Raw genomic sequence first — 21,713 nt, 5'->3', positions numbered from 1 at the left:
CCGATCGTGGCTATTCGGCTGCCCTTTGCGGCGACAGCGCGATATCGGAGCTGTAATTCTCGCGCAGGAACCCGATGAACTGATCCTGGAACTGGCGGGTATGGGCATGTGCCAACTCGTCAGCCAGATCGGCATCCCGTGCCTCGATGGCCTTCAGCATCTGGTCGTGTTCTTCCGTCAGGAGATAGCCGCCCTCCGCTCGTTCCAGATACTCGAAATGGAGATGGAGCATTCGCTGGCCCTGATTGAGCAGCCGCTCGTAGAACGATGCGAGGTAAGGGTTCCTGCCGGCGTGCGCCACTGCCATGTGAAACTGCTTGTTCGTCTCCGACATCTTCAGGTGGACGCCCGTCTTCACCGCGGCCTCGAATTCCTTCTGCCGTCGCGCGATGGTCTTCAGGTCAGCCGGAGTTCGGAATACCGCGGCGAGCCTCGTATTCATGCGCTGTGCAAGATCGAGTGCCTCCACGTATTTAGGAAAGGTGCCGACCTCGATGGGGGCGACGATCGTGCTGCGATTGGACAAGGTGATGACGAGTTCTTCACCCGCCAACCTGATCAAAGCTTCGCGCACAGGCGAGCGAGACATATCGAAACGCTCAGCGAGCGTCGTCTCGTCGAGCAATTGGCCCGGCTTCAAAGTGAGGTCCAGGATCTCCATCCGAAGCGTGTCGTACACGCTCTTCCATCCCGTTCCCCTTACCCGGCGAAATTCCGGTTCATCCGCCATCAATACCTGTCCTTTGCCGACTCTGACCATCAATACAGAAAAATCGCGTGTCGGCAAATTCTCAGGTCGCTTGACTTTGTCGACTTGGTGACGACATACTCTGTTTCCACCGGCTGCGCCAGCAGCGAAAGTCAGAAAAGATATTCTTGGGGTCAGATTGTCTCAGGTCGCGGTTGTCGGCGCGGGAATCGTCGGTGTGTCTATCGCCTTCGAGTTGCAGCGTAGCGGTTTCCAGGTTGTGTTGATCGATCGGGACGCGCCGGGGAGAGGCGCCTCCTACGGCAACATGGCCAGCATCGCGGTGACGGAATTCCTGCCGTCGTCCCGCCCCTCGGTCTGGTCGAAGATTCCGTTTTGGCTGATCGATCCGAATGGCCCGGTAAGTTTCCGGCCGGGCTACATGCCGAAGCTGATGCCTTGGTTCATCAAGTTCATGGCGGCCGGTCTGCCGTCCCGCGTCCGGCAGATCGAAGCGGCGGGGGCGGTGCTCTGCAAGCGTGTCCACGAAGATCTCTCGGCCCTTCTCAAGTCGGCCGGTCTGACGGATGTTCTCTCTCGGCAGGGCTGCCTGAGCCTTTATTCCGACGAAGCCGAATTCAGGGCGGATTGGGACCATATCGATGTCCTTGAACGTTTCGGGTTGGCCCATGAGGTTCTGGATGGCAACGCGGCACGGGAGTTGGAGCCCGGTTTGTCGAAGACCATCGGCAAGGCGGTGCTGTTTCCTCAAAACCTCTCCGTGAGGAATCCCTACGAACTCGTGACGAAGTTTTGCGAGCGATTCGAAGCGGCCGGCGGCGAGGTGCTTCGGGGCGAGGTCGTGGACTTCAGTAAGGCATCGGCTGGCTGGACGATCCACTTGAAGGACGGAAATACAGTGCGGTCCGGCCAACTTGTTCTCTGCGCCGGCGCCTATACAGGGCGTCTTTCGGCCAAGTTGGGAGAGTCGATTCCGCTCGAGACCGAGCGTGGCTACCACACGCAGCTTTCGGAGCCAGGCGTAGGCCTGCGCCATTCGCTCATCTGGCCAGCCCGCGCCTTCATGGTTACGCCGACGGCTGGCGGCCTGCGGGTCGGCGGTACGGTCGAGATGGCAGGCCTCGATGCCGCTCCGAACTATCAACGGGCCAAGGTGTTGGTCAGGCATGCCGAGTTTGCTTTGCCCGGACTTCAAACTAGCCGGGCTACGGAGTGGATGGGGCACCGTCCGGCGCTTCCCGATACCTTGCCGATCATAGGGCCTTCGGCACGGCATCCGGGTGTCTTTTATGCGACGGGCCACGGGCATCTCGGGCTGACATATGCGGCAACGACCGCGCGCCTCATCGCAGACCTTGTAGGCGGACGCGTTCCCCCCATCGACATGGCCCCTTACCGGGTCGATCGCTTCTGATGCCAATCGGTGGCCCTGGCCTCCATCGCGAAAGGAAAATCGCAATGCGCAACGAACTATATATCGACGGCCGGTGGGTGAAGCCCATGAACGGCGGCACGTTCCATGTCATCAACCCGGCGACCGAAGAAATCATTCACGCCGCCCCCGCGGCGTCTCCGGAAGACGTTGAGGTCGCGGTGGCAGCGGCCCGCCGCGCCTTCGACAAGGACGGATGGTCCAGAACCAGCGGTCGGCAGCGCGCCGAGTACCTTCGGCGTATCGCATCGGGGATTCGCGCCCGCCTTGGCGAACTCTCGCGCCTTGAGGTTCTGGACAACGGCAAGCCTCTTCCCGAAGCTGAGTGGGATATCGGCGATGCGGCGGGATGCTTCGACTATTATGCGGATCTGGCCGCGAAGCTCGACAATGATTCGGAGGAAGAAGTCCTATTGTCGGACGGAAGATTTCTGTCGAAGGCGGTAAAGGAACCGGTCGGCGTCGCCGGCGCGATCATTCCCTGGAACTATCCGCTGCTGATGGCGGCCTGGAAGGTGGCTCCTGCATTGGCGGCTGGGTGCACGATGGTCCTGAAGCCGGCGGAACTGACGTCTCTGACCGCACTTGAACTGGGTGCCATAGCGGAGGAGGCCGGTCTGCCGCCGGGTGTCCTCAATATCGTCACGGGATCCGGTTCGGTTGTTGGCCAGGCCATCGTCGAACACAAGGACGTCGACAAACTCGCATTCACCGGTTCGGGTCCCGTCGGATCGGCCATCATGAAGACTGCAGCCAGGGACATCAAACGCGTCAGCCTTGAGCTGGGCGGTAAATCACCCTTCGTGGTATTCGGTGATGCCGATATCGAAGAAGCCGTGGAATGGATCATGTTCGGCATCTTCTGGAACCAGGGCCAAGTCTGCTCCGCCACATCCCGGGTGCTGGTCGAGGCTTCGATCTATGACCGGCTGCTCGCCCGCCTCGTGGAGGCTACGAGGAATATAAAAATCGGCGACGGGCTGGAGGAAGGGGTACTCCTCGGGCCGCTCGTATCCAGGAAGCAGCATCAACAGGTCAGTGCCGCTATCGAAGCCGCGAAGGCGACCGGTGCGACCGTTGCTTGCGGCGGCAAGCGCCCGGCGGGATTCGAGAAGGGTTATTTCCTGGAGCCGACGATCCTTGTCGACGTGCCGCTGGAAAGCGATGCCTGGCGCGAGGAGATATTCGGTCCGGTCGTCTGCATTCGTCCGTTCGAAACCGAGGAAGAGGCGATCGAACTGGCCAACGACACGCGCTTCGGCCTTGCGGCTGCGGTCATGTCCTCCGACGATCTTCGTGCCGAACGGGTCGCCAAGGCCTTCCGTGCGGGCATCGTATGGATCAATTGTTCGCAGCCTACGTTCACCGAGGCGCCATGGGGCGGCTACAAGGAGTCCGGCATCGGCCGCGAACTGGGTCGCTGGGGTCTCGAAAACTACCTTGAGACCAAGCAGATCACCAGGTTCGTCAGCGAAGTTCCCTGGGGTTGGTATCTCAAGCCTGCGGCAGCGGAGTGACGCAGAATGTGGGACAAATCTCTCGATCTGTTGCAAGTCCATTGCCAGGGCGAAATCGGCAAGGTCATCGTCGCTGGCGCCCCCGACATTCCGGGTGCGACCGCCCTCGACAAGATGAACTACATCAACGAGGTCGACGACAGTCTGCGCCGCTTCGTGACTTTTGAGCCCAGGGCGCACGTCGCCATGTCGGTGAACCTGCTGATCGAGCCGACGCGCCCGGATGCTGATGCCGGGTTCATCGTCTTGCAGGCTGACCGGGCGCATCCGATGTCTGGCAGCAATTGCATCTGCGTCGTGACAGCGGTTCTCGAAAGCGGTCGCGTCCCGATGATCGAGCCCGAAACGGTGGTCCATCTGGATACGCCGGCAGGCTTGGTGGTAGCACGCGCGAAATGCCACAAGGGCGCGTGCGTCTCCGTTACCCTCGATAATGTCCCGAGCTTCGTTGAATTGCTCGACACCCCTGTCGAAACACCTCGCTGGGGAAGGATCAAGGCCGATGTTGCGTTTGGGGGTGTCTTCTATGCCATCGTAGACGCCTCTGAAATCGGAGCGAGCATCGCGCCGGAAAATGCGCGTCTGCTGGCCGAGGCCGGAACCGAAATCAAACGCCTGCTTGCCGAGCAGGTCCAAGTCAGCCATCCGACGCTCCACGGCGTCGACCAGATTGCCTATGTGATGTTTCGCAACATAGAGCGTGAGGGCGTCGTGCGTACGTGCACCACGCTTGAACCGGGTCGGGTGGACCGCTCGCCCTGCGGGACAGGCAGCTCGGCCAATCTTGCTACCCTGGTCGCGCGGGGGCGGGCCAAGGTCGGGGATCGCTGGACATCCCGATCGACCATCGGTGGCGAGTTTCTTGCCGAGGTGGCCGGGCTGACGGAAGTGGGCGGAAGGGCGGCTATCCTGCCGCGCATCACTGGACGCGGATGGGTATATGGCCGCGAGCAGCTTCGCCTGACCAGCAGCGATCCCTTTCCCGAGGGATTTGCCTTGACGGATACCTGGGGTGCGGGTGCCTCCCGAATGTGAGGGGTGCCGGTCCCGGCGTTCAGCAACCAGACACTTGGGCAGTTAAGCAGCCGTGGGCAACCGCGGCTGTTCGCCGTTTCCGGGTAGTTTTTCATTTCGATTTTGTAGACACCGTGCCGACATGACTTGACAGGAGAGCGTCCTTTCCGCAATCTCCAGGCCATGCGGACGCGACGTTCAAATTCGCCATGTCCGGATTTGGCGAGGCCATTTGCAGGCGTTTCAAGCTGGCCTTGATTCGCTTTCACTGATGACGCTTGGAGGAATCGAATGACGAAGCCGAAAATGCGATTGGGAGCGTTTTTGCAGCCCACGGGGCAGCATTTGGCTGCCTGGCGTCACCCTAACGCCGTGGCAGATGCGGGAACCAATATCGGCCACTACGTCGAATTGGCCCGGATCGCCGAGCGCGGCTTGTTCGACATGATCTTCATAGCCGACCGCCTCGGATTCCTGGCCGAGGATAAGGCGATCCTGAAGCATACGGTGCGCAACATCGCTCATTTCGAGCCGATGACCCTGCTCTCGGCGCTTGCGCTGCAGACCAGTCATATCGGCCTCGCGGCAACGCAGACCACGTCGTACATGGAGCCGTTCAACATGGCCCGCAAGTTCGCATCGCTGGACCATATCAGCGGCGGGCGGTCCGCATGGAATGTGGTGACGTCCAACTACGAGGACGAATCCCTGAATTTCGGTCGGGAACAGCACTACAGCCCGGCCGAGCGCTACGAGCGCGCCATGGAGTTCGTGGAAATCGTGACGGGCCTCTGGGACACTTGGGAAGATGACGCCTTCCCTCAGGACAAGGAGAGCGGCGTTTTCTTCGACGACGAGAAACTCCATGTCCTCAACCACAAGGGCAAGCATTTCTCGGTCAAGGGGCCTTTGAACGTGGCGAGGCCGCCACAAGGCTGGCCAGTGATTATTCAGGCGGGCACGTCCGAACCCGCCAAGGAACTCTCGGCCCGCTTCGCCAACGTCGTCTTCTCAGCGGAACAGGACATCGCCGCGGCGAAGAAATTCTATGCCGACGTTAAATCCCGCCTCGCCAAGTACGGCCGGAACGAAGATGAGATCAAGGTCATGCCGGGCATTATGGCCGTGGTCGGCAAGACGAAAGCGGACGCACAAAGAAAGTTCGACCAGCTCCAGGATTTGGTGCCGCCGGAGGTCGGGCTGAACCTCCTATCGCAGACCATGCAGATGGACATGAGCAAATATGACGTCGACGCTCCTATGCCGGAAGTGGACGTCACCGGCAAGTGGAGCCGCGCCCAGATGATGCTCGACCTCGCCAAGCTCAACAACTGGACCGTGAAGGACGCCTACAAGTCGGTGTCGGCCGGACGCGGGCATTGGGTGGTTGTCGGAACCGCTTCCGATATTGCCGACCAGATGGAACTGTGGTTCACCGAAAAGGCGGCCGACGGGTTCAACGTCATGCCGCCGGTCTTCCCGGGCGACCTTTCGGAATTCGTAGATCTCGTCATTCCGGAGTTGCAGAGCAGGGGCCTTTTCCGGACCAGTTATGAAGGCAAAACCCTTCGCGAGAATCTTGGCGTAGCCCGGCCGAAACATTTCGCTGCGAGCTGAAATGCCCCTGCGTGAACGACTCTTGAAGCGGAGGACGCTTGGATGAGCCCGGATCCGATGCAATTCTGGACCCTGCTCGGCCAACGGGTGGTCGGCAGCACGGTCATCACGGTCGACGGGCCGGCCGGGCCATCAGGCTTTCTCGGCCTGTCGGCTACCCACGTCTGCGCCAGCCCGCCAACCATGCTCGTTTCCATCGATGAGAAAACGTCTGCCTGTGGCGACATCCTGGCCAGGCGGCGGTTCGCGGTGAACTACCTGCCTGCCGACAGCGAGCGCGTCGCGGGTCTGTTCGCCGGAAAGTCGGGCGTCTCGGGTGCGGCACGCTTCGAAGAAGGTCAGTGGACGTCGCTCGAGACCGGATGTCCGATCTTTGTTCGCGCAGTCGGGGCGGCGGACTGCGAGGTCGAGGAGGTCATTCATCGACACGGCGTCGCGATCGTCATCGGCCGTGTGGTCGCGACGATGACGAACGACAAGGAGATGCCCCTGCTGCACCATCGAGGCAGGACGATGTCCCTGACGGCGGCGTCATCGGGGTAGTGCCGCGCCGACCCCGATGATCGGCGATGCCGGGCGGGTTCGCCGTGGTGGCGATGACGAACCGGCCGCCTGCATATTTGGAGGCTCTACATGGGTAACAGGTTCAAGGAGCTCCTGGCCCTGAGGTTTGGGTGTCGGGAGGAAGAGTTCGCATCCGTGCCGCCGGCGGCTGCCGATATGCTGGAATTGCTTGCCGGCCATCGCGTGCATCGTGGGTTCGACGGACAACCGGTTGCGGACGACCTGGTAAGAACGCTGGTGGCTTCGGCGCTTTCGGCACCGTCGAAGAGCGATCTCCAGCAGCGCGACATCGTCGTCGTGGACCGCGCCGTCCAGGACCGGATCGCTGACCGGCTTCCGCAGTCCCCGTGGGTGCGCGCGGCGCCGCGATGCGTTGTTTTCTGCGCGAACGGCCGGCGTCTTTCCAGCCTGTTCGAGCGGAGGAAGAGGCCCTTCCCGAACGACCATTTCGATCTGCTCTTCAACTGCATCGGAGATGCGGCGATTGCCCTCGCATGGTTCATCGTGGCGACGGAAGCGGTCGGCCTGGCAGGGTGCCCCCTGAGCGAGATCCGCAATTTTCCGGAAGACGTCTCCGAATGGCTGGGCCTTCCAGACAAGGTGATACCTTTCGCAGCCTACTGTTTCGGCTGGGCCAAGGAAGATGCGCAACTGAGCCCTAGGCTTCCTTTGGAGATCACCGCTCACATCGGTCGTTTCGACGATGCCGAAATGACGAGTTCCATCGACCGCTACGATCGCCGAAGAAGCCGATTGCAGCCCCTCGAGAAGCAGTGCGACGTCGATCGCTGGGGCCTGTCGCCAGCCTATGGATGGTCGGAAGACAAGGCTCGTCAATACGCCGTCGAACAGCGCGCCACCTTCGGGACGTTTGTTCGGAACAAGGGGTTCAGCACGCAATAACGGAATGCTGCGCCCCTGCTGCCCCGAGCGGGTCGTTTCTATAATTGTAGACATGGTGTTGACAGCAAGTCGACTTAATCGATAGCGTGACGATTGTCGCTGCCAGCTGCTCGAATGCGGAGGAACTCTAATGGCCAGGAATCAAATGAAGCTCGGCGCGTTCCTGATGGCGCCCGGACATCACCCGGCTTCGTGGCGTCACCCGTCGGCCGCGGCGGATCTGGGCGCGAACTTCAAGGAATATGTGAAGCTGGCCAAGGCGGCCGAGAGTGCGAAGTTCGACCTGCTCTTCCTGGATGACACCGTGGCGGTGAAAGATACGAGCAAGGATGTCGGTGCGCGTCTCAGCCGCTCCGCTTTCTTCGAGCCGTTCACGCTGCTTTCCGGGCTTGCCGCGGTGACGGAGCGGATCGGGCTGGTGGGCACGGTTTCAACCACGTTCAACGAGCCCTACAACCTAGCCCGCAAGTTCGCTTCGCTGGATTTGATCAGCTCCGGGCGCGCAGGTTGGAACGTCGTCACTTCCAATAACGAGGAGGAAGCGGCGAACTTCAGTTCGCAAAAGCATCTCGCGCACGAAAAGCGCTATGAACGGGCAGAGGAGTTCATGGATGTCGTCCTCGGCCTTTGGCACAGTTTCGAGGACGACGCATTTCTCTACGACAAGAGCAGTGGCATCTATTTCCAGCACGACAAGATGCATGTCCTCGACCACAGCGGCCAGCATTATAGCGTCCGCGGACCGCTGAACGTCGCTCGCTCGCCGCAGGGGCATACAGTCGTTGTCCAGGCAGGAGCGTCCGAACCGGGACGTGAACTTGCGGCCCGGACCGCCGAAATCGTGTTTGCCGCGCAGAACTCGATGGAGGAAGCCCGGGCATTCTATTCCGACATGAAGGGCAGGGTGGCGAAATATGGCCGTACCGAAGACGACATGCTCATCCTTCCCGGCGTTTTGCCGATACCGGGAAGGACGCGCGCCGAAGCCGAGGACAAGTTTGCCGAGCTGCAGCAGTTGATTGACCTGAAGGTGGCAATTTCCCAACTTTCCCACATGATCGGCAATTTCGATCTGTCCGCCTTCCCCCCGGACGGGCCGCTGCCCGAGATTCCCGAAGCCAACGGCAACAAGAGCAGGCAGCAACTTCTGGTCGGCATGGCGCGGCGGGAGAACCTGTCGATCGCAGAACTTGCGAGGCGCACCGCCGGGGGCAGGGGGCACTGGCTCGTTGTAGGCACGGCATCGGATATTGCCGACCAGATGGAAGAGCGCTTCAAAGGTGGAGCGGCGGATGGTTTCAACGTGCTGCCGGCCACACTGCCCGGCGGGCTTGAAGATTTCATTTCCATGGTGGTTCCGGAACTGCAGCGTCGCGGGCTGTTCCGCACCGACTATGAAGGCGCGACGCTGCGGGAGCATCTCGGTCTGAAGCGGCCCATAGCGCCCTGGAGGCAGTAGCGACACCTCGTTTTCGCGGCGGTTCGCATCATGCCTGAGGCGTTCGCTCTATTGTCGGCCTGTTGCGCCGCCATGAGTTCCATTCTGTTGAGCGAGTTGAAGGGGCGTCTTTCGCTCCTCCAGCTCGTTCGCAGGCAGATGCTGACGGCGTTCGTCGTGACCTGCGCGATTTCTGCCGCGCTCGGCGGATGGCGCACCGTCGGGCTTCATCAGTTCGGCCTGCTATAGGCCTCTGGTGTCGCCGGCATCATCGTAGCTGGAACGGCGTACATCTCGTCCTCTGCAGAAGCACGTCGGACATCTTGGTCCAGCTGGATCGGGCGGCCATCGACCCGAGGAATTGGGAGGTGGAGCCCGAGCTGGACTTAACTGAGGACGATATCGACGACATCGGCGAAGAAGCGGTCAGGCAGATGATGGGCACCTTGAACACTGCCCCGGATCATGACATTGCCCCCCAGGTCCCGGTCCATCAATCCGCCGGGTCGCAAGCCACCCCTCCTCCCCCTGCTGCTCCGACCGTGGCCATCAAAACCTATTCGCCTCCGCCGTTGCCTGCATTGGAGAACGTCACACTCACGGTGTCCGAGACGAAGGGCGAGAAGCTGGAAGCACCAGAGTGGCGTGCGGCGGTGGCGGTTACGGTGGTTGGAGCCCACGGACGGGTGCGGAGGTAGAACGAGATCGAGAGGTTGGAGAGCGGGGAGAGGCCCTGGTCTATCAGATGGAGCTCGAACGGGTCCGAAAGGCCGGTCATCCCAATCCCGACGCCGTAGTGATCTGGACATCGAGAACTGATCCCGGCGCCGACCACGACATCTGCTCGCAGGATGAAAATGGCAGTCCGCGGGCCACCTACGGGGGCAGCGCTCAGCCCCGCGGACACACAATTGAACGATCACTTCCGCGGAAAATGAAATGAATCCAGCGGGAAATTGCATCCGTTAGCGGAAGTCAGGTTATGCCGAAGTGGGCTCCATTGCTTACGGGCGTCTTGCTTCTCGCAAAACGAAGCTCCGCGGATCGCCGTAGTGCATTGTAATATAAAGGAAAAATTGGCGCACCCGACAGGATTCGAACCTGTGACCTCTGCCTTCGGAGGGCAGCACTCTATCCAGCTGAGCTACGGGTGCAGCGTGCCGCTTGCCTAGCCTGATCGACCGGTCGCGGTCAATGGATGCCGAGCAATCGACCGCAGCTTCTTAACCGAACCCGCGCAAAGCCACAACGGGGCAAATGACGGCCGGGGGTCATATCCTTTTTCCGGGCAGGGCGCTGGGTCGATTGGTGTGCGAACGAACTGGCGGCCGTCGTCGCCGGTTACATTTTCCCGTGGCTGATCTAAATTGCGTGGGTAGGCCGATGCGAGAAGGCGGATCAAACAGTGCGGCAGGTGACGACGATAGGCTTCGATGCCGACGACACGCTCTGGCACAACGAGCAGTTCTTTCGGCGCACGCAAGAGCGCTTCGCGGCGATGCTGGCCGGCCAGGCGGACGAAGGCGTCATAGCCCAAGGGCTTTTGGAGGCGGAGCGGCGCAACCTTTCCGCCTATGGCTTCGGCATCAAGGGCTTTACCTTGTCGATGATCGAAACCGCGATCGAGGTCACGAAAGGGCAGGTTTCGGCCGCCACCATCGCTGAAATTCTCGACGCCGGCCGTCAGATGCTCAGCCATCCGGTGGAAATCCTGCCGCATGTCCGCGAAACGCTCGAATCGATCGCCGGCGCCTATCGCCTCGTGCTCATCACCAAGGGCGATCTCTTCGACCAGGAGCGTAAGCTGGCGCAATCGGGGCTGGCGGATTTCTTCGATGCCGTGGAAATCGTCAGCGACAAGCACGCCGAAACCTACGCGCGGATTTTCGCGCGCCACGGCGACGGGCCGGCAAAAAGCATGATGGTCGGCAATTCGCTGAAGTCCGACGTCCTGCCGGCCATCGAGGCGGGGGGCTGGGGCGCCCATGTGCCGCACACATTCACCTGGGCACTCGACCATGCCGATGCTCCGGCGGATCTGCCGCGGTTTCGCCAGCTTGCCGACCTCGGCGGCCTGCCGGCCGTGCTGGCGACCCTCGACTGATCGAAGCGGGCGACCGTGCAAGAAGGTGAATCGGCTGCGTCGCGAAAATGCGGCCAGGAAAACAGGCTGGAGCAGTGAAATTGCGTTCGCCGTGGCGCGCGGCCTTAGCTGCGCGCCACGGCGATCAGCCGTTCGATGACGGGCTGCAGCTTTTCGGGGGTGATCGGCTTGGCGATGACGGTGTCGACGACGCCCGGCAGGCCGAGGCTCTGGGGGGTGCCGACCTTGCTGGAAAGCAGGATCACGGCCGGCGAGGCCCCGCCGCAGGCGCGTCGCGCCGACGCTATGGTGACGCCGAGATGGTGGCACTCCCGGTTGTCGGTGCCGCCGTCGAGAACGATGGCTCCCGGGGTCAGCGACAACAGGGTCGCCGCGGCTGTCTCGGGCGCCTCCACGATCGGCCGCAGGCCGGTCCGCTCCACGATCCTGGCGAGCACGATGCGGTTGATGGGAGACTTGGCAACGACGACGACCGTCGAAAAATCGATCAGGGGGGCGGCGTCGCTATTCTGGTTCATGTCATGCCGCGCCATCTTGGCGACGATCGGTACCCCAAGGGATCGCTGACGACCGCCGGTTCAATGCTAAGTTGCAACCTAGACGTAGATGCGCGAGCCGGAAGTTTCTGTCAAGCTGAAAGCATGCGGTCCCGGCCATCCATCCCCGCTTTGGAAATCGCGGCTGGAATTTTGCGTTTCAGGGTACGTAAAAATGAAAAATACCTGCGGTGAAGCAAGTATTTTTCATTTTTCTATATTATCCGCCGGTTGCCGGGGCCGTGATCACTCCCTGCCTTGGGTAACGATCACCGGAATCAGCAGGTCGCCCCAGTTGCCGTCGCCGCCATGGTGGCGGGCCGAGCGCACCAGTTCCACCGAGACGCCGGCCTCGACCGCGTTCATCACCGACTGGTTGAGACGGTGCAGGTCGTTGGCGAGCATGCGCACGGCCGCCTGCTGGTCGGTCCGCATGGTCGTGGCCTGTTCTTCGGTTCGTTCCTGGATACGGCTGATCGATGCCATGATGTTTCTCCCTTCGGGTTTTGTCTGGTTCGCGGCCTATTCGGCCGCCGCCTTGAACTGGGCCTGCTCGGTCGAGCCGTGCATGGCGTTGGTGGAGGACTTGCCGCCGGTGATCGCTATCGACACGGCGTCGAAATAGCCTGTGCCGACCTCGCGCTGGTGCTTGGTGGCCGTGTAGCCTTGCGCCTCGGAGGCGAATTCCGCCTCCTGCAGCACCGAATAGGCTGCCATCTGCCGGTCCTTGTAGCCGCGGGATAGCTCGAACATGCCGTGGTTCAGCTGATGGAAGCCGGCAAGCGTGATGAACTGGAACTTGTAGCCCATCGCGCCCAGTTCGCGCTGGAACTTGGCGATCGTGGCGTCGTCCAGATTCTTCTTCCAGTTGAACGAAGGCGAGCAGTTGTAGGCCAGCATCTTGCCCGGATGGTGCTTGCGCACGCCCTCGGCGAATTTTTTGGCCTCCTCGAGGTTCGGCCTGGACGTTTCCATCCACAGAAGATCGGCGTAGGGCGCGTAGGCGACGGCGCGAGCGATGCCGGCCTCGATACCGTTGCGGATCTGGTAGAAGCCTTCCATGGTGCGGCCGGCGTCGTAGTCGACGAAGGGCTGGTCGCGCTCGTCGATGTCGGAGGTCAGCAGCTTGGCCGCCTCGGCGTCGGTTCGGGCCACCACCAGGGTCGGCGTTCCCATGACGTCGGCGGCAAGCCGGGCCGCGGTGAGGTTGCGGATATGCGCCGCCGTCGGGATCAGCACCTTGCCGCCGAGATGGCCGCATTTCTTTTCCGACGCGAGTTGGTCTTCGTAGTGGACGCCGGCGACGCCCGCCTCGATGAAGGCCTTCATGATCTCGAAGGCGTTGAGCGGGCCGCCGAAGCCGGCTTCGGCATCGGCCAGGATCGGCGCGAACCAGGTTTCGACCGACAGGCCCTTGCCTTCCGAAACCTCGATCTGGTCGGCCCTTTGCAAGGTCTTGTTGATGCGCTTGACCAGTTCCGGCGCGGCGTTGGCGGGGTAAAGCGACTGGTCGGGATACATCGCCGAGGCGGTGTTGGCATCGGCTGCGACCTGCCAGCCGGAAACGTAGATCGCCTTCAGGCCGGCGCGAACCTGCTGCATGGCCTGGTTGCCGGTCATGGCGCCGAGCGCGTTGACGAAATCCTCCTCCTGCAGCAGCTTCCACAACCGGTTGGCGCCGTTTTCGGCCAGCGTGTAGCGCACTTGCACGGAGCCGCGCAGGCGCTGCACGTCCTGCGGCGAATAGGGCCGCTCGATCCCGTCGAAACGGCCTTCGGGGGCGGACGGGTTGAGATTGTAAAAATCGGTCATGAAAGGCTCCTTCGAGTGTGCAGGCGGTGTGCCGAACGTGTTTCGGAAAGTTTGCTTCGGCATTTCCGTGTGACTTCATTTACATTGCAGTGCGAAGGAGGCGAGAGAATACGTGCTTTTGTGCCTGGAAATCAGGTAATCCTGTCTTGCGCTTGACAGAAGTGGAATGTAAATTTGTCAAACTTGTAAATTGTTGGGCGACAAGAGTTTTGTCAAACCCTGTAACAGTTCACCATCATTCGACAGGCTGAAGTCCATGGCCGAACAGAAGATTTTCGCCGGGCCGCGCATTCGCCGCATCCGCAACGCCAAGGGGCTGACGCAGACGGCGATGGCGGAAGGGCTGGGTATTTCGCCGTCCTATCTCAACCTCATCGAGCGCAACCAGCGGCCGCTGACGGTGCAACTCATCCTCAAGCTTGCCGCGACCTACCATGTCGAGCCGGAGGAACTGCACGGCGATGCGGGCGGGTCGGCGGCTGCGCTGCGCGAGGTGTTTTCCGATCCGCTGCTCGCGGGCGAATTGCCGGGCGACCAGGAGGTGATCGAGATCGCCGAGGCCGCCCCCAATGCCTCCGCGGCGGTGGTAAAACTTTATCGCGCCTATCGGGAGCAGGCCGAGCGGCTGTCCGACCTCAATGCCCTTCTGGCGAGCGAAGGCCGGGCGGCGGCGCTGTCCGGCGCGCGCCTGCCGATCGACGAGACGCGCGAGGTGTTCGAGCGGCGGCCAAACCATTTTTCGTCGCTGGAGGAGGAGGCCGAGGCGTTCGGCGCGGTGCTCGATCCCGGCGACGACCTCTTCGGCGCGCTGAAGGCGTGGCTGAAGCGCGAGCACGGCATCGTCGTCAAGGTGCTGCCGGTCGCCACCATGCCCAACTGGCGCCGCCGCTACGACCGCCATTCGCAGCGCCTGTTCTTGTCGGAGCGGCTGTCGCCCTTCGACCAGTTGCGCGAAGTGGCGATGGAGGCCTGCCTGATCCGCATGTCGGTGGCGGTGGCCGCGCAGATACAGGCGCTGAAATTCTCCAACGACGAGGCCCGGCGGCTGGCCCGGTTCGAACTCGGCCGCTACGCCGCCCACGCGCTGATGATGCCCTATCAGCCGTTTCATGCCGCGGCCCAGCGCGCCCGCTACGACATCGACGTCCTGCGCTCGCGCTTCGGCGTCTCCTTCGAGCAGGCGGCGAACCGGCTGACGACCTTGCAGCGGCCGGAAAGCGCGGCGGTGCCGTTCTTCATGCTGGAGGTGGACAGCGCCGGCAACCGGTTCCGTCGGGCCGGCGCGCAGGGTTTTCCCGTCAGCCGCTTCGGCGGCGGCTGCCCGAAACTGCCGGTGCATGCGGCGTTCGCCCAGCCCGGCCAGATTTTCGTCGAGGCGGTCGAGATGCCGGACGGCGCGCAGTTCCTCTGCGTCGCCCGCACGCTGGAAGGCCCGCAGGGCGCCTTCAACGAGCGGCCGCGCCGCACGGCCCTGCTGGTCGGTTGCGACATCGGTTTCAAGGACGAGATCGTCTACGGCGCGGCCCTTCCGGGCGTGACGCCCGGCGCTGCGGCCAAGGCGGGCCACGGTGCTGCGACGCCCGTCGGGCCTGCCTGCCGGCTGTGCGAGCGCATCGGCTGCCTGTCGCGCGCCGAGCCGCCGGTCACGCGCCCGCTCGGCCTCGACGAGATGGTAACGGGCCTGTCAGCCTTCGACTTTCAGTGAGGTGAGCGGCCGGTACACGCCCGAAAGGCACTCGCGCACGAGGCCGGTCGAGTAGCCGCGCGTGAGGTGCGCCTTGGCGCGGAACGCGTCGTCGCGCAGAAGCGCCGCGTGCAGCTTCGGCAGGTTGTAGTAGGGTACGCCCGGGAACATGTGGTGTTCCAGGTGGTAGTTGATGTTGTGCGGGGCAAAGAACAGGCGCTCCCACAGATAGGGGTAGACGGTGCGCGTGCTGCCCAGTTCCTCGTCATAGTCCATGCCGCCGAAATGCTCGGCGACGCTGCGCACATAGAGGAACAGGAAGAACACCGTGAAATAGGGCACGAACCAGTAGAGCAGGGCGCCTTTCCAGATGCCGAGCACGGTAAACAACGCCGCGCAGGCCAGGTAGAAGGCGAGCCTCGTCAGCCGGTAGCGCGTGTTCTTGGGTGCGTTCTTGCTGACGCGCGGCAAAAGATGGGTGATGTCCATCAGCGAACTGATCGCCACCAGATAGCCGAGGAGGCGCAGCGTCAGCACCCGCATCTTCTGCGGGAAGGTGAAGGCGGTTGTGCCGAGCTTGACCACCCAGTCGGGGTCGTCCTCGGTGTTGACGTGCTGGTGATGGGCGAGGTGGTTCTGGCGATAGCCGTCTACCGTGGTGCCGACCGGCCACGCCGCGAACACGTCCATGATCCATTCGCTGAGCCTGCGGTTCTTCAGGAAGCGGTAGTGCGCCGCCTCGTGCACCAGCACGCCCAACGCATGCATGCGCCCGCCGATCAGCGCTACCGCCACGAGATAGACCCAGACGTTTTGGGCGTATTCGCTGGCCGCGATGGCGGCGGCGATCACCAGCCAGTCCAGCGCCAGCGCCAGCGCGGTTCGCGACGGCGCCAGCACCGACAGTTGCTTCAACTCCTTCGAGTTGATGGTCGCCTTGTAAACCTTCATGATTCGAAACCCTCGCCCGGCCCATTCTAGCCGTCCCGCCGTTTCGTTCAACGCTTGCCGGGCGTCCGGCCTGTCGCGATCCTGGCGGCTTCGGGCGGGTGCCCCAATCGTCCATGTCCGCTGGACCACGCCGCAGGCCCTGCCTTGGGCTACCCGACTGAGTTACAACGGGTTGCCGCGCTGGCGGCTGGAACTTGATTCGAGCGAAGAGGCATGTCGGGGCGATGGTTTCGCGCGGGGTGACCGTACCGCTTTCCACATTGCGCGAAGAGCGCAAGGGCTGGTTGCTGGTGTTCCTGTCGGCGCTGATGTGGAGCTTCGGCGGCGCCATCGCCCGCTTCATCGAAAACAGCGACAGCTGGACCGTGATCTTCTGGCGTTCCGTCTGGGCGGCCGCGTTCCTGGTCTGCTTCATGGTCTGGCGCGACGGCTGGCGGGGCACGCTGAAACTGTTCCGCGACATGGGCCTGCCGGGTGTCGCCGTCGCCATCTGCTTCGTTACCTCCTCGATTCCCTTCATCATCGCGCTGGCCTACACCACCGTCGCCAACATCCTCCTGATGCAGGCCGGCGTGCCTCTGCTGGCGGCGCTGATCGCCTGGGCGCTGTTCGGCGAAAAGGTGTCGCGGGCGACCTGGGCGGCGATCTTGGCGGTCATTGCCGGCATCGTGGTCATGGTCTCGGATTCCCTGCACGCCACCGTCTCGCCCATCGGCAATGCGCTGGCGCTGCTGATCGCCTTTTCGCTGGCGATGGCGACCGTGTTCACGCGCCGCTACGCCAATGTGCGCATGACCCCGGCCACCTGCCTCGGCACGATGATCGCCGCCGTGGTCGCCGCCCCGTTGGCGTCGAGCTTCGAGGTGACAGGGCGCGACATGGGCTTCCTGTTCGCCTTCGGCGTCGTCAATCTCGGGCTGGGCCTCGCCCTTTTCGCCACCGGCGCGCGGCTGGTCCCGGCGGCGGTCGCAGCGCTTCTCGGCACGTTCGAGCCGTTGCTCGGGCCGATCTGGGTGTGGCTGATCCACAATGAGGTGCCCTCGGCGCGCACCATCATCGGCGGCACCATCGTCTTTGCCGCGCTGCTCGTTCATATCGGGCTGGAATTCCGGCGCCAGACGCACCCGCGCCGGCCCGGCGTGACCGGCATGCCGTCGCCCAGTTGAGCGGCCGGCGGCGGCTCGCCGGGGATGGCTGCCGATTCGCGCTTGTCGCTTCCTGAAAAGCTTCATAGTCTGAAATATATGGCCAGCGTCCCGGGGGTGGTGCGCCGGCGGGCAACGTTTGTAAAAAAGGGAGTCCTCGCATGAACGGTAAAGCACTCTGGCTTTCCGCGGTCTCGGTTTTCGTGCTGTCGGCGACGATGGGCGCCCAGGCCCAGGAGCGCGTCGTCAACGTCTTCAACTGGTCCGACTATATCGACAGTTCGATCCTCCAGGATTTCACCAAGGAGACCGGCATCAAGGTCGTCTACGACGTCTACGATTCCAACGAGATCCTTGAAACCAAGCTGCTTGCCGGCGGCAGCGGTTATGACGTCGTCGTGCCGACGGGAAGCTTCTTGGAGCGCCAGATTCAGGCCGGCGTGTTCCAGAAGCTCGACAAGTCCAAGCTGCCGAACCTGAAGAACATGTGGGGCGAGGTGAACAAGCGGCTGGAGGTCTTCGGGCCGGTCAACGACTATTCCATCAACTACATGTGGGGCACCATCGGCATCGGCTACAACAAGGAGAAGATCAAGGCCGCGCTAGGCACCGACCATATCGATAGCTGGGCGGCGGTGTTCGACCCCGAGCAGGCGGCCAAGCTCAAGGATTGCGGCATCAATTTCCTCGATTCGCCGACCGACATGATCCCGGTCACGCTGGCCTATCTCGGGCTCAACCCCGACAGCCACGATCCGGCCGACATCGCCAAGGCCGAGGAAGCGCTGCTCAAGGTTCGCCCCTATGTGCGCAAGTTCCACTCCTCTGAATTCATCAACGGCCTCGCCAATGGCGATATCTGCGCCGCGGTCGGCTGGTCCGGCGACGTCTTCCAGGCACGCTCGCGTGCCGAGGAAGCCAAGAACGGCGTCGACCTGGCCTATTCCATCCCGAAGGAAGGCACGCAGATGTGGTTCGACCAGATGGCGATCCCCGCCGACGCGCCGCACCCCGAGGAAGCCCTCGAATTCCTCAACTACATGATGCGGCCGGAAGTCATCGCCAAGTCGTCCAACTACGTCTTCTACGCCAACGGCAACAAGGCCTCGCAGGAGTTCCTCGACCCCGCGGTCAAGGACGATCCGGCCGTCTATCCGGACGAGGCGACGATGAAGAAGTTGTTCGTGAACACCGCGCTCGACCCCAAGACGCAGCGCATCTTCACGCGCACCTGGACCAAGGTCGTCACCGGACAGTAAGCCCTGAAGCCCCGGCGCCCGGCGCCGGGGCCTTTCCCATTACGGGGGCGCTGGCCCCGGCAGGACGGAGAAGCCCATGGCATCGCTCGGTAGCATCCGCAGGGATTTTGCACCGTGGAATGACCCGAACGCCAAGCCCTATATCCGGTTCGAGAACGTCACCAAGCGCTTCGGCGACTTCACGGCGGTCAACGACCTGTCGCTTTCGATTTTCGAGCGCGAGTTCTTCGCGCTTCTGGGCGCATCCGGTTGCGGCAAGTCCACGCTTTTGCGGATGCTGGCGGGCTTCGAGGAACCGACCAGCGGCCGCATCCTGCTCGACGGCCAGGATTTGCGCGGCATCCCGCCCTACCGGCGGCCCGTCAACATGATGTTCCAGTCCTATGCGCTGTTCCCGCATATGAGCGTGGAGAAGAACATCGCCTTCGGCCTCAAGCAGGAAGGCATGCCGAAGGCCGACATCGAAAAGCGCGTGGCCGAGATGCTGAAGCTGGTCAAGCTCGAGCCCTTCGCCAAGCGCAAGCCGCACCAGCTTTCCGGCGGCCAGCGCCAGCGCGTGGCCCTTGCTCGCTCGGTCGCCAAGCGGCCCAAGGTGCTGCTGCTCGACGAGCCGCTCGGGGCGCTCGACAAGAAGCTGCGCGAGGAAACGCAGTTCGAGCTGATGGACCTGCAGCAGAACCTCGGCCTGACCTTTCTCGTCGTCACGCACGACCAGGAAGAAGCCATGACCATGGCCGACCGCATCGCCATCCTCGACAAGGGCGAGGTGATGCAGGTAGCGACACCGACGGAGGTCTACGAGGCGCCGACATCGCGCTTCGTCGCCAACTTCGTCGGCAACGTGAACATGTTCGAGGGCAAGGTGGCGGCCAGCGACGCCACCACCGCCCGCATCACCGGCGCCAGCGGCGCGCAGATCGTCATTGACAACGCCGGCGAGGCGGCCGCCGGCGCCGATGTCGCCTTCGCCATCCGGCCGGAGAAGATCAAGGTGTCGTCGAAGCGGCCGGCGGAAGCCGTCAACGCGCTCGAAGGCGAAGTCTACGATATCGCCTATCTCGGCGACATGACCGTCTACCACGTCAAGCTGGACGACGGGCAGGTCGTGCGCGCCTCGATGCTGAATGCCGCGCGCATCATGGACGATCCGCTGACCTGGAACGACCGCGCCTGGATCTCGTTCCGGCCCGACGCCGGCATCGTGCTGGCGCGATAGGGGCGGGACCATGGCGAACGATGACGTCTCCCGGATCGATGCGGCGCTCGCCTCTCCGGCCGACCGGCCGGGCCGGGTCGGCCTGGGCGCGGCCCTGATCAACCGGCTGGTGATCATCGTCCCCTATCTCTGGCTGCTGTTCTTCTTCCTCGTTCCGTTTGCCATCGTCTTCAAGATATCGCTGTCGCAGACCGCGATCGCGATCCCGCCCTACACGCCGGCGCTCGATTTCAGCGACGGCTTCTCCGGCTTCGTCGACGCGCTGAAAGAACTCAGTTTCGACAATTACGTCTGGCTGACGCAGGACCCGCTCTATTTCTACGCCTATGTCTCCAGCGTCTCCATCGCGGCGATCTCGACCGTGCTGACGCTGCTGGTCGGCTACCCGATCGCCTATGGCATGGCGCGCGCGCCGGCTTCGCTGCGGCCGACGCTGCTGATGCTGGTCATTCTGCCGTTCTGGACCTCGTTCCTGATCCGCGTCTATGCCTGGATCGGCATCCTCAAGCCGGAAGGCCTGCTCAACCAGTTCCTGTTGAGCGTCGGCATCATCAGCGAGCCGCTGATCATCCTCAACACCTACACGGCGATCTTCATCGGCATCGTCTATTCCTACCTGCCCTTCATGATCCTGCCGCTCTATGCGTCGCTGGAAAAGATGGATTATTCGCTGATCGAGGCGGCCAAGGATTTGGGGTGCCCGCCGACCGCCGCCTTCTGGAAGATCACCTTTCCGCTGTCGCTGCCGGGGGTCATCGCCGGTTGCCTGCTGGTGTTCATTCCCGCCGTCGGCGAGTTCGTCATCCCCGACCTGCTCGGCGGCTCGCAGACGCTGATGATCGGCAAGACACTGTGGAACGAGTTCTTCGCCAACCGCGACTGGCCGGTGTCGTCGGCGGTCGCCGTCATCCTGCTTCTCATCCTGATCGTTCCGATCGTGTTCTTCCAGCAGGCGCAGGCGCGCGCCCAGGAACAGGGGCGCTGACATGAACACGACCTGGAGCCGCTTCAACATCACCGCGATCGTGCTCGGCTTTTCGTTCCTCTATCTGCCGATCGTGCTGCTCGTCGTCTTCTCCTTCAACGCCTCGAAGCTGGTCACCGTCTGGGGCGGGTTTTCGACCAAGTGGTACGTGTCGATGTTCCACAACCAGGGCCTGATGGACGCCGCATGGGTGACCATCCGGGTCGGGCTGGTGTCGGCGACGGTGGCGACCGTGCTAGGCACGCTGGGGGCGCTGGCGCTGACGCGCTACACGCGGTTCCGCGGCCGGGTGCTGTTTTCGGGCATGATCTTCGCGCCGCTGGTGATGCCGGACGTGATCACCGGTCTTTCGCTGCTGCTTTTGTTCGTCGCCGTCAATCTCGACCGCGGCATGCTGACGGTGATTTTGGCGCACATCACCTTCACCATGTGCTTCGTGGCGGTGGTGGTGCAGTCGCGCCTGCTCACCTTCGACCGTTCGCTGGAAGAGGCGGCCATGGACCTCGGCGCGCCGCCGGTCAGGACCTTCTTCCAGGTCACCTTGCCGGTCATCATGCCGGCCATCGTTTCCGGCTGGATGCTTGCCTTCACCCTGTCGCTGGACGACCTGGTCGTCGCGTCCTTCGCCTCGGGACCGGGCGCCACCACGCTGCCGATGAAGATCTACAGCCAGGTCCGGCTCGGCGTCACCCCGGAGATCAACGCCGCCTGCACCATCCTGATCGCCATCGTCGCGATCGGCGTGCTGACGGCCTCGGTCGTCAACAAGCGCCGCGAAGTCCAGCGCCGGCGCGACGAGCAGGCCGCGCAGCGCGGCTGAGCACCGG

General features: G+C 62.8%; 21 protein-coding genes and 1 tRNA gene. 16 read left to right on the top strand and 6 right to left on the bottom strand.

Features of this window, described 5'->3' with window-relative positions; translation table 11 throughout:
* Positions 1-10: 10 nt before the first annotated feature.
* Entirely contained in the window at positions 11-730 is a 720-nt protein-coding gene (locus ACFOHJ_RS08360) for a GntR family transcriptional regulator (RefSeq protein ID WP_378220032.1), read from the bottom strand.
* Positions 731-887: 157 nt separating this feature from the next.
* Here ACFOHJ_RS08360 and ACFOHJ_RS08355 point away from each other — a divergent pair, with 157 nt between their 5' ends.
* The 9 genes from ACFOHJ_RS08355 to ACFOHJ_RS08315 all read left to right on the top strand — a co-directional run bounded on the left by ACFOHJ_RS08355 (position 888) and on the right by ACFOHJ_RS08315 (position 9,892).
* Positions 888-2,123 (top strand): NAD(P)/FAD-dependent oxidoreductase, encoded by a 1,236-nt coding sequence (locus ACFOHJ_RS08355; protein ID WP_378220031.1) that lies wholly within the window; start codon positions 888-890, stop codon positions 2,121-2,123.
* A 44-nt stretch (positions 2,124-2,167) separates the two neighbouring features.
* Positions 2,168-3,658, top strand: coding sequence for an aldehyde dehydrogenase family protein (locus tag ACFOHJ_RS08350; protein ID WP_378220030.1), 1,491 nt, complete (start codon positions 2,168-2,170; stop codon positions 3,656-3,658).
* Between the two features lie 6 nt (positions 3,659-3,664).
* Positions 3,665-4,693, top strand: a complete 1,029-nt coding sequence (locus ACFOHJ_RS08345) for a proline racemase family protein (protein ID WP_378220029.1) — start codon at positions 3,665-3,667, stop codon at positions 4,691-4,693.
* Positions 4,694-4,963: 270 nt separating this feature from the next.
* On the top strand, positions 4,964-6,289 hold the full coding sequence (locus ACFOHJ_RS08340) for an LLM class flavin-dependent oxidoreductase (RefSeq protein WP_378220028.1): 1,326 nt from the start codon (positions 4,964-4,966) through the stop codon (positions 6,287-6,289).
* 42 nt (positions 6,290-6,331) lie between these two features.
* Positions 6,332-6,832, top strand: coding sequence for a flavin reductase family protein (locus tag ACFOHJ_RS08335; RefSeq protein WP_378220027.1), 501 nt, complete (start codon positions 6,332-6,334; stop codon positions 6,830-6,832).
* 90 nt (positions 6,833-6,922) lie between these two features.
* Entirely contained in the window at positions 6,923-7,756 is an 834-nt protein-coding gene (locus ACFOHJ_RS08330; RefSeq protein ID WP_378220026.1) for a nitroreductase family protein, read from the top strand.
* 145 nt (positions 7,757-7,901) lie between these two features.
* Entirely contained in the window at positions 7,902-9,215 is a 1,314-nt protein-coding gene (locus ACFOHJ_RS08325) for an LLM class flavin-dependent oxidoreductase (RefSeq protein ID WP_378220025.1), read from the top strand.
* 30 nt (positions 9,216-9,245) lie between these two features.
* Complete coding sequence (locus ACFOHJ_RS08320) at positions 9,246-9,443, top strand: hypothetical protein (RefSeq protein WP_378220024.1); 198 nt, start codon at positions 9,246-9,248, stop codon at positions 9,441-9,443.
* Positions 9,444-9,517: 74 nt separating this feature from the next.
* The gene (locus ACFOHJ_RS08315; protein WP_378220023.1) at positions 9,518-9,892 is read left to right on the top strand and encodes a hypothetical protein; all 375 of its coding nucleotides are present in this window, start codon (positions 9,518-9,520) and stop codon (positions 9,890-9,892) included.
* Positions 9,893-10,271: 379 nt separating this feature from the next.
* Here ACFOHJ_RS08315 and ACFOHJ_RS08310 read toward each other — a convergent pair.
* Positions 10,272-10,348: transfer RNA gene (locus ACFOHJ_RS08310), tRNA-Arg, on the bottom strand.
* Positions 10,349-10,599: 251 nt separating this feature from the next.
* Between ACFOHJ_RS08310 and ACFOHJ_RS08305 the strand changes: the two genes are divergently transcribed.
* Complete coding sequence (locus tag ACFOHJ_RS08305) at positions 10,600-11,298, top strand: HAD family hydrolase (RefSeq protein ID WP_378220022.1); 699 nt, start codon at positions 10,600-10,602, stop codon at positions 11,296-11,298.
* A gap of 104 nt (positions 11,299-11,402) precedes the next feature.
* On the opposite strand, the gene ACFOHJ_RS08300 is transcribed toward ACFOHJ_RS08305, so the two are convergent.
* The 3 genes from ACFOHJ_RS08300 to aceA form a co-directional block, all read right to left on the bottom strand.
* Positions 11,403-11,816, bottom strand: a complete 414-nt coding sequence (locus ACFOHJ_RS08300) for a response regulator (protein ID WP_378220021.1) — start codon at positions 11,814-11,816, stop codon at positions 11,403-11,405.
* Positions 11,817-12,080: 264 nt separating this feature from the next.
* The gene (locus ACFOHJ_RS08295) at positions 12,081-12,320 is read right to left on the bottom strand and encodes an SMc00767 family acetate metabolism repressor (RefSeq protein ID WP_378220020.1); all 240 of its coding nucleotides are present in this window, start codon (positions 12,318-12,320) and stop codon (positions 12,081-12,083) included.
* A gap of 36 nt (positions 12,321-12,356) precedes the next feature.
* A complete protein-coding gene (gene aceA / locus ACFOHJ_RS08290; RefSeq protein ID WP_378220019.1) occupies positions 12,357-13,646 on the bottom strand; it encodes an isocitrate lyase in 1,290 nt (429 codons plus the stop codon).
* Positions 13,647-13,902: 256 nt separating this feature from the next.
* Here aceA and ACFOHJ_RS08285 point away from each other — a divergent pair, with 256 nt between their 5' ends.
* The gene (locus tag ACFOHJ_RS08285) at positions 13,903-15,351 is read left to right on the top strand and encodes a helix-turn-helix domain-containing protein (protein WP_378220018.1); all 1,449 of its coding nucleotides are present in this window, start codon (positions 13,903-13,905) and stop codon (positions 15,349-15,351) included.
* Here ACFOHJ_RS08285 and ACFOHJ_RS08280 read toward each other — a convergent pair.
* Positions 15,331-16,281: a fatty acid desaturase family protein gene (locus ACFOHJ_RS08280; protein ID WP_378220017.1), complete on the bottom strand. Its 951-nt coding sequence runs from the start codon at positions 16,279-16,281 to the stop codon at positions 15,331-15,333. The two genes, ACFOHJ_RS08285 and ACFOHJ_RS08280, sit on opposite strands and share 21 nt — an antisense overlap.
* Before the next feature lie 224 nt (positions 16,282-16,505).
* On the opposite strand from ACFOHJ_RS08280, the gene ACFOHJ_RS08275 reads away from it, so the two are divergent.
* From ACFOHJ_RS08275 to ACFOHJ_RS08255, 5 genes are all read left to right on the top strand, one after another.
* On the top strand, positions 16,506-17,447 hold the full coding sequence (locus tag ACFOHJ_RS08275) for a DMT family transporter (protein WP_378220016.1): 942 nt from the start codon (positions 16,506-16,508) through the stop codon (positions 17,445-17,447).
* 140 nt (positions 17,448-17,587) lie between these two features.
* Positions 17,588-18,685 carry a polyamine ABC transporter substrate-binding protein gene (locus tag ACFOHJ_RS08270; RefSeq protein ID WP_378220015.1) on the top strand — a complete coding sequence of 366 codons (1,098 nt, stop codon included), beginning with the start codon at positions 17,588-17,590 and terminating at the stop codon, positions 18,683-18,685.
* A gap of 76 nt (positions 18,686-18,761) precedes the next feature.
* Positions 18,762-19,901 carry an ABC transporter ATP-binding protein gene (locus ACFOHJ_RS08265; RefSeq protein WP_378220014.1) on the top strand — a complete coding sequence of 380 codons (1,140 nt, stop codon included), beginning with the start codon at positions 18,762-18,764 and terminating at the stop codon, positions 19,899-19,901.
* Positions 19,902-19,911: 10 nt separating this feature from the next.
* On the top strand, positions 19,912-20,886 hold the full coding sequence (locus tag ACFOHJ_RS08260; RefSeq protein WP_378220013.1) for an ABC transporter permease subunit: 975 nt from the start codon (positions 19,912-19,914) through the stop codon (positions 20,884-20,886).
* Between the two features lies 1 nt (position 20,887).
* On the top strand, positions 20,888-21,706 hold the full coding sequence (locus ACFOHJ_RS08255; RefSeq protein ID WP_378220012.1) for an ABC transporter permease: 819 nt from the start codon (positions 20,888-20,890) through the stop codon (positions 21,704-21,706).
* Positions 21,707-21,713: the final 7 nt, after the last annotated feature.

The sequence above is a fragment of the Aquamicrobium soli genome (assembly GCF_042646345.1).
Taxonomy (GTDB): domain Bacteria; phylum Pseudomonadota; class Alphaproteobacteria; order Rhizobiales; family Rhizobiaceae; genus Mesorhizobium; species Mesorhizobium soli_A.
The sequence above is the reverse complement of the archived record's forward strand: the minus strand, read 5'-3'. Positions and strand labels throughout refer to the sequence as shown.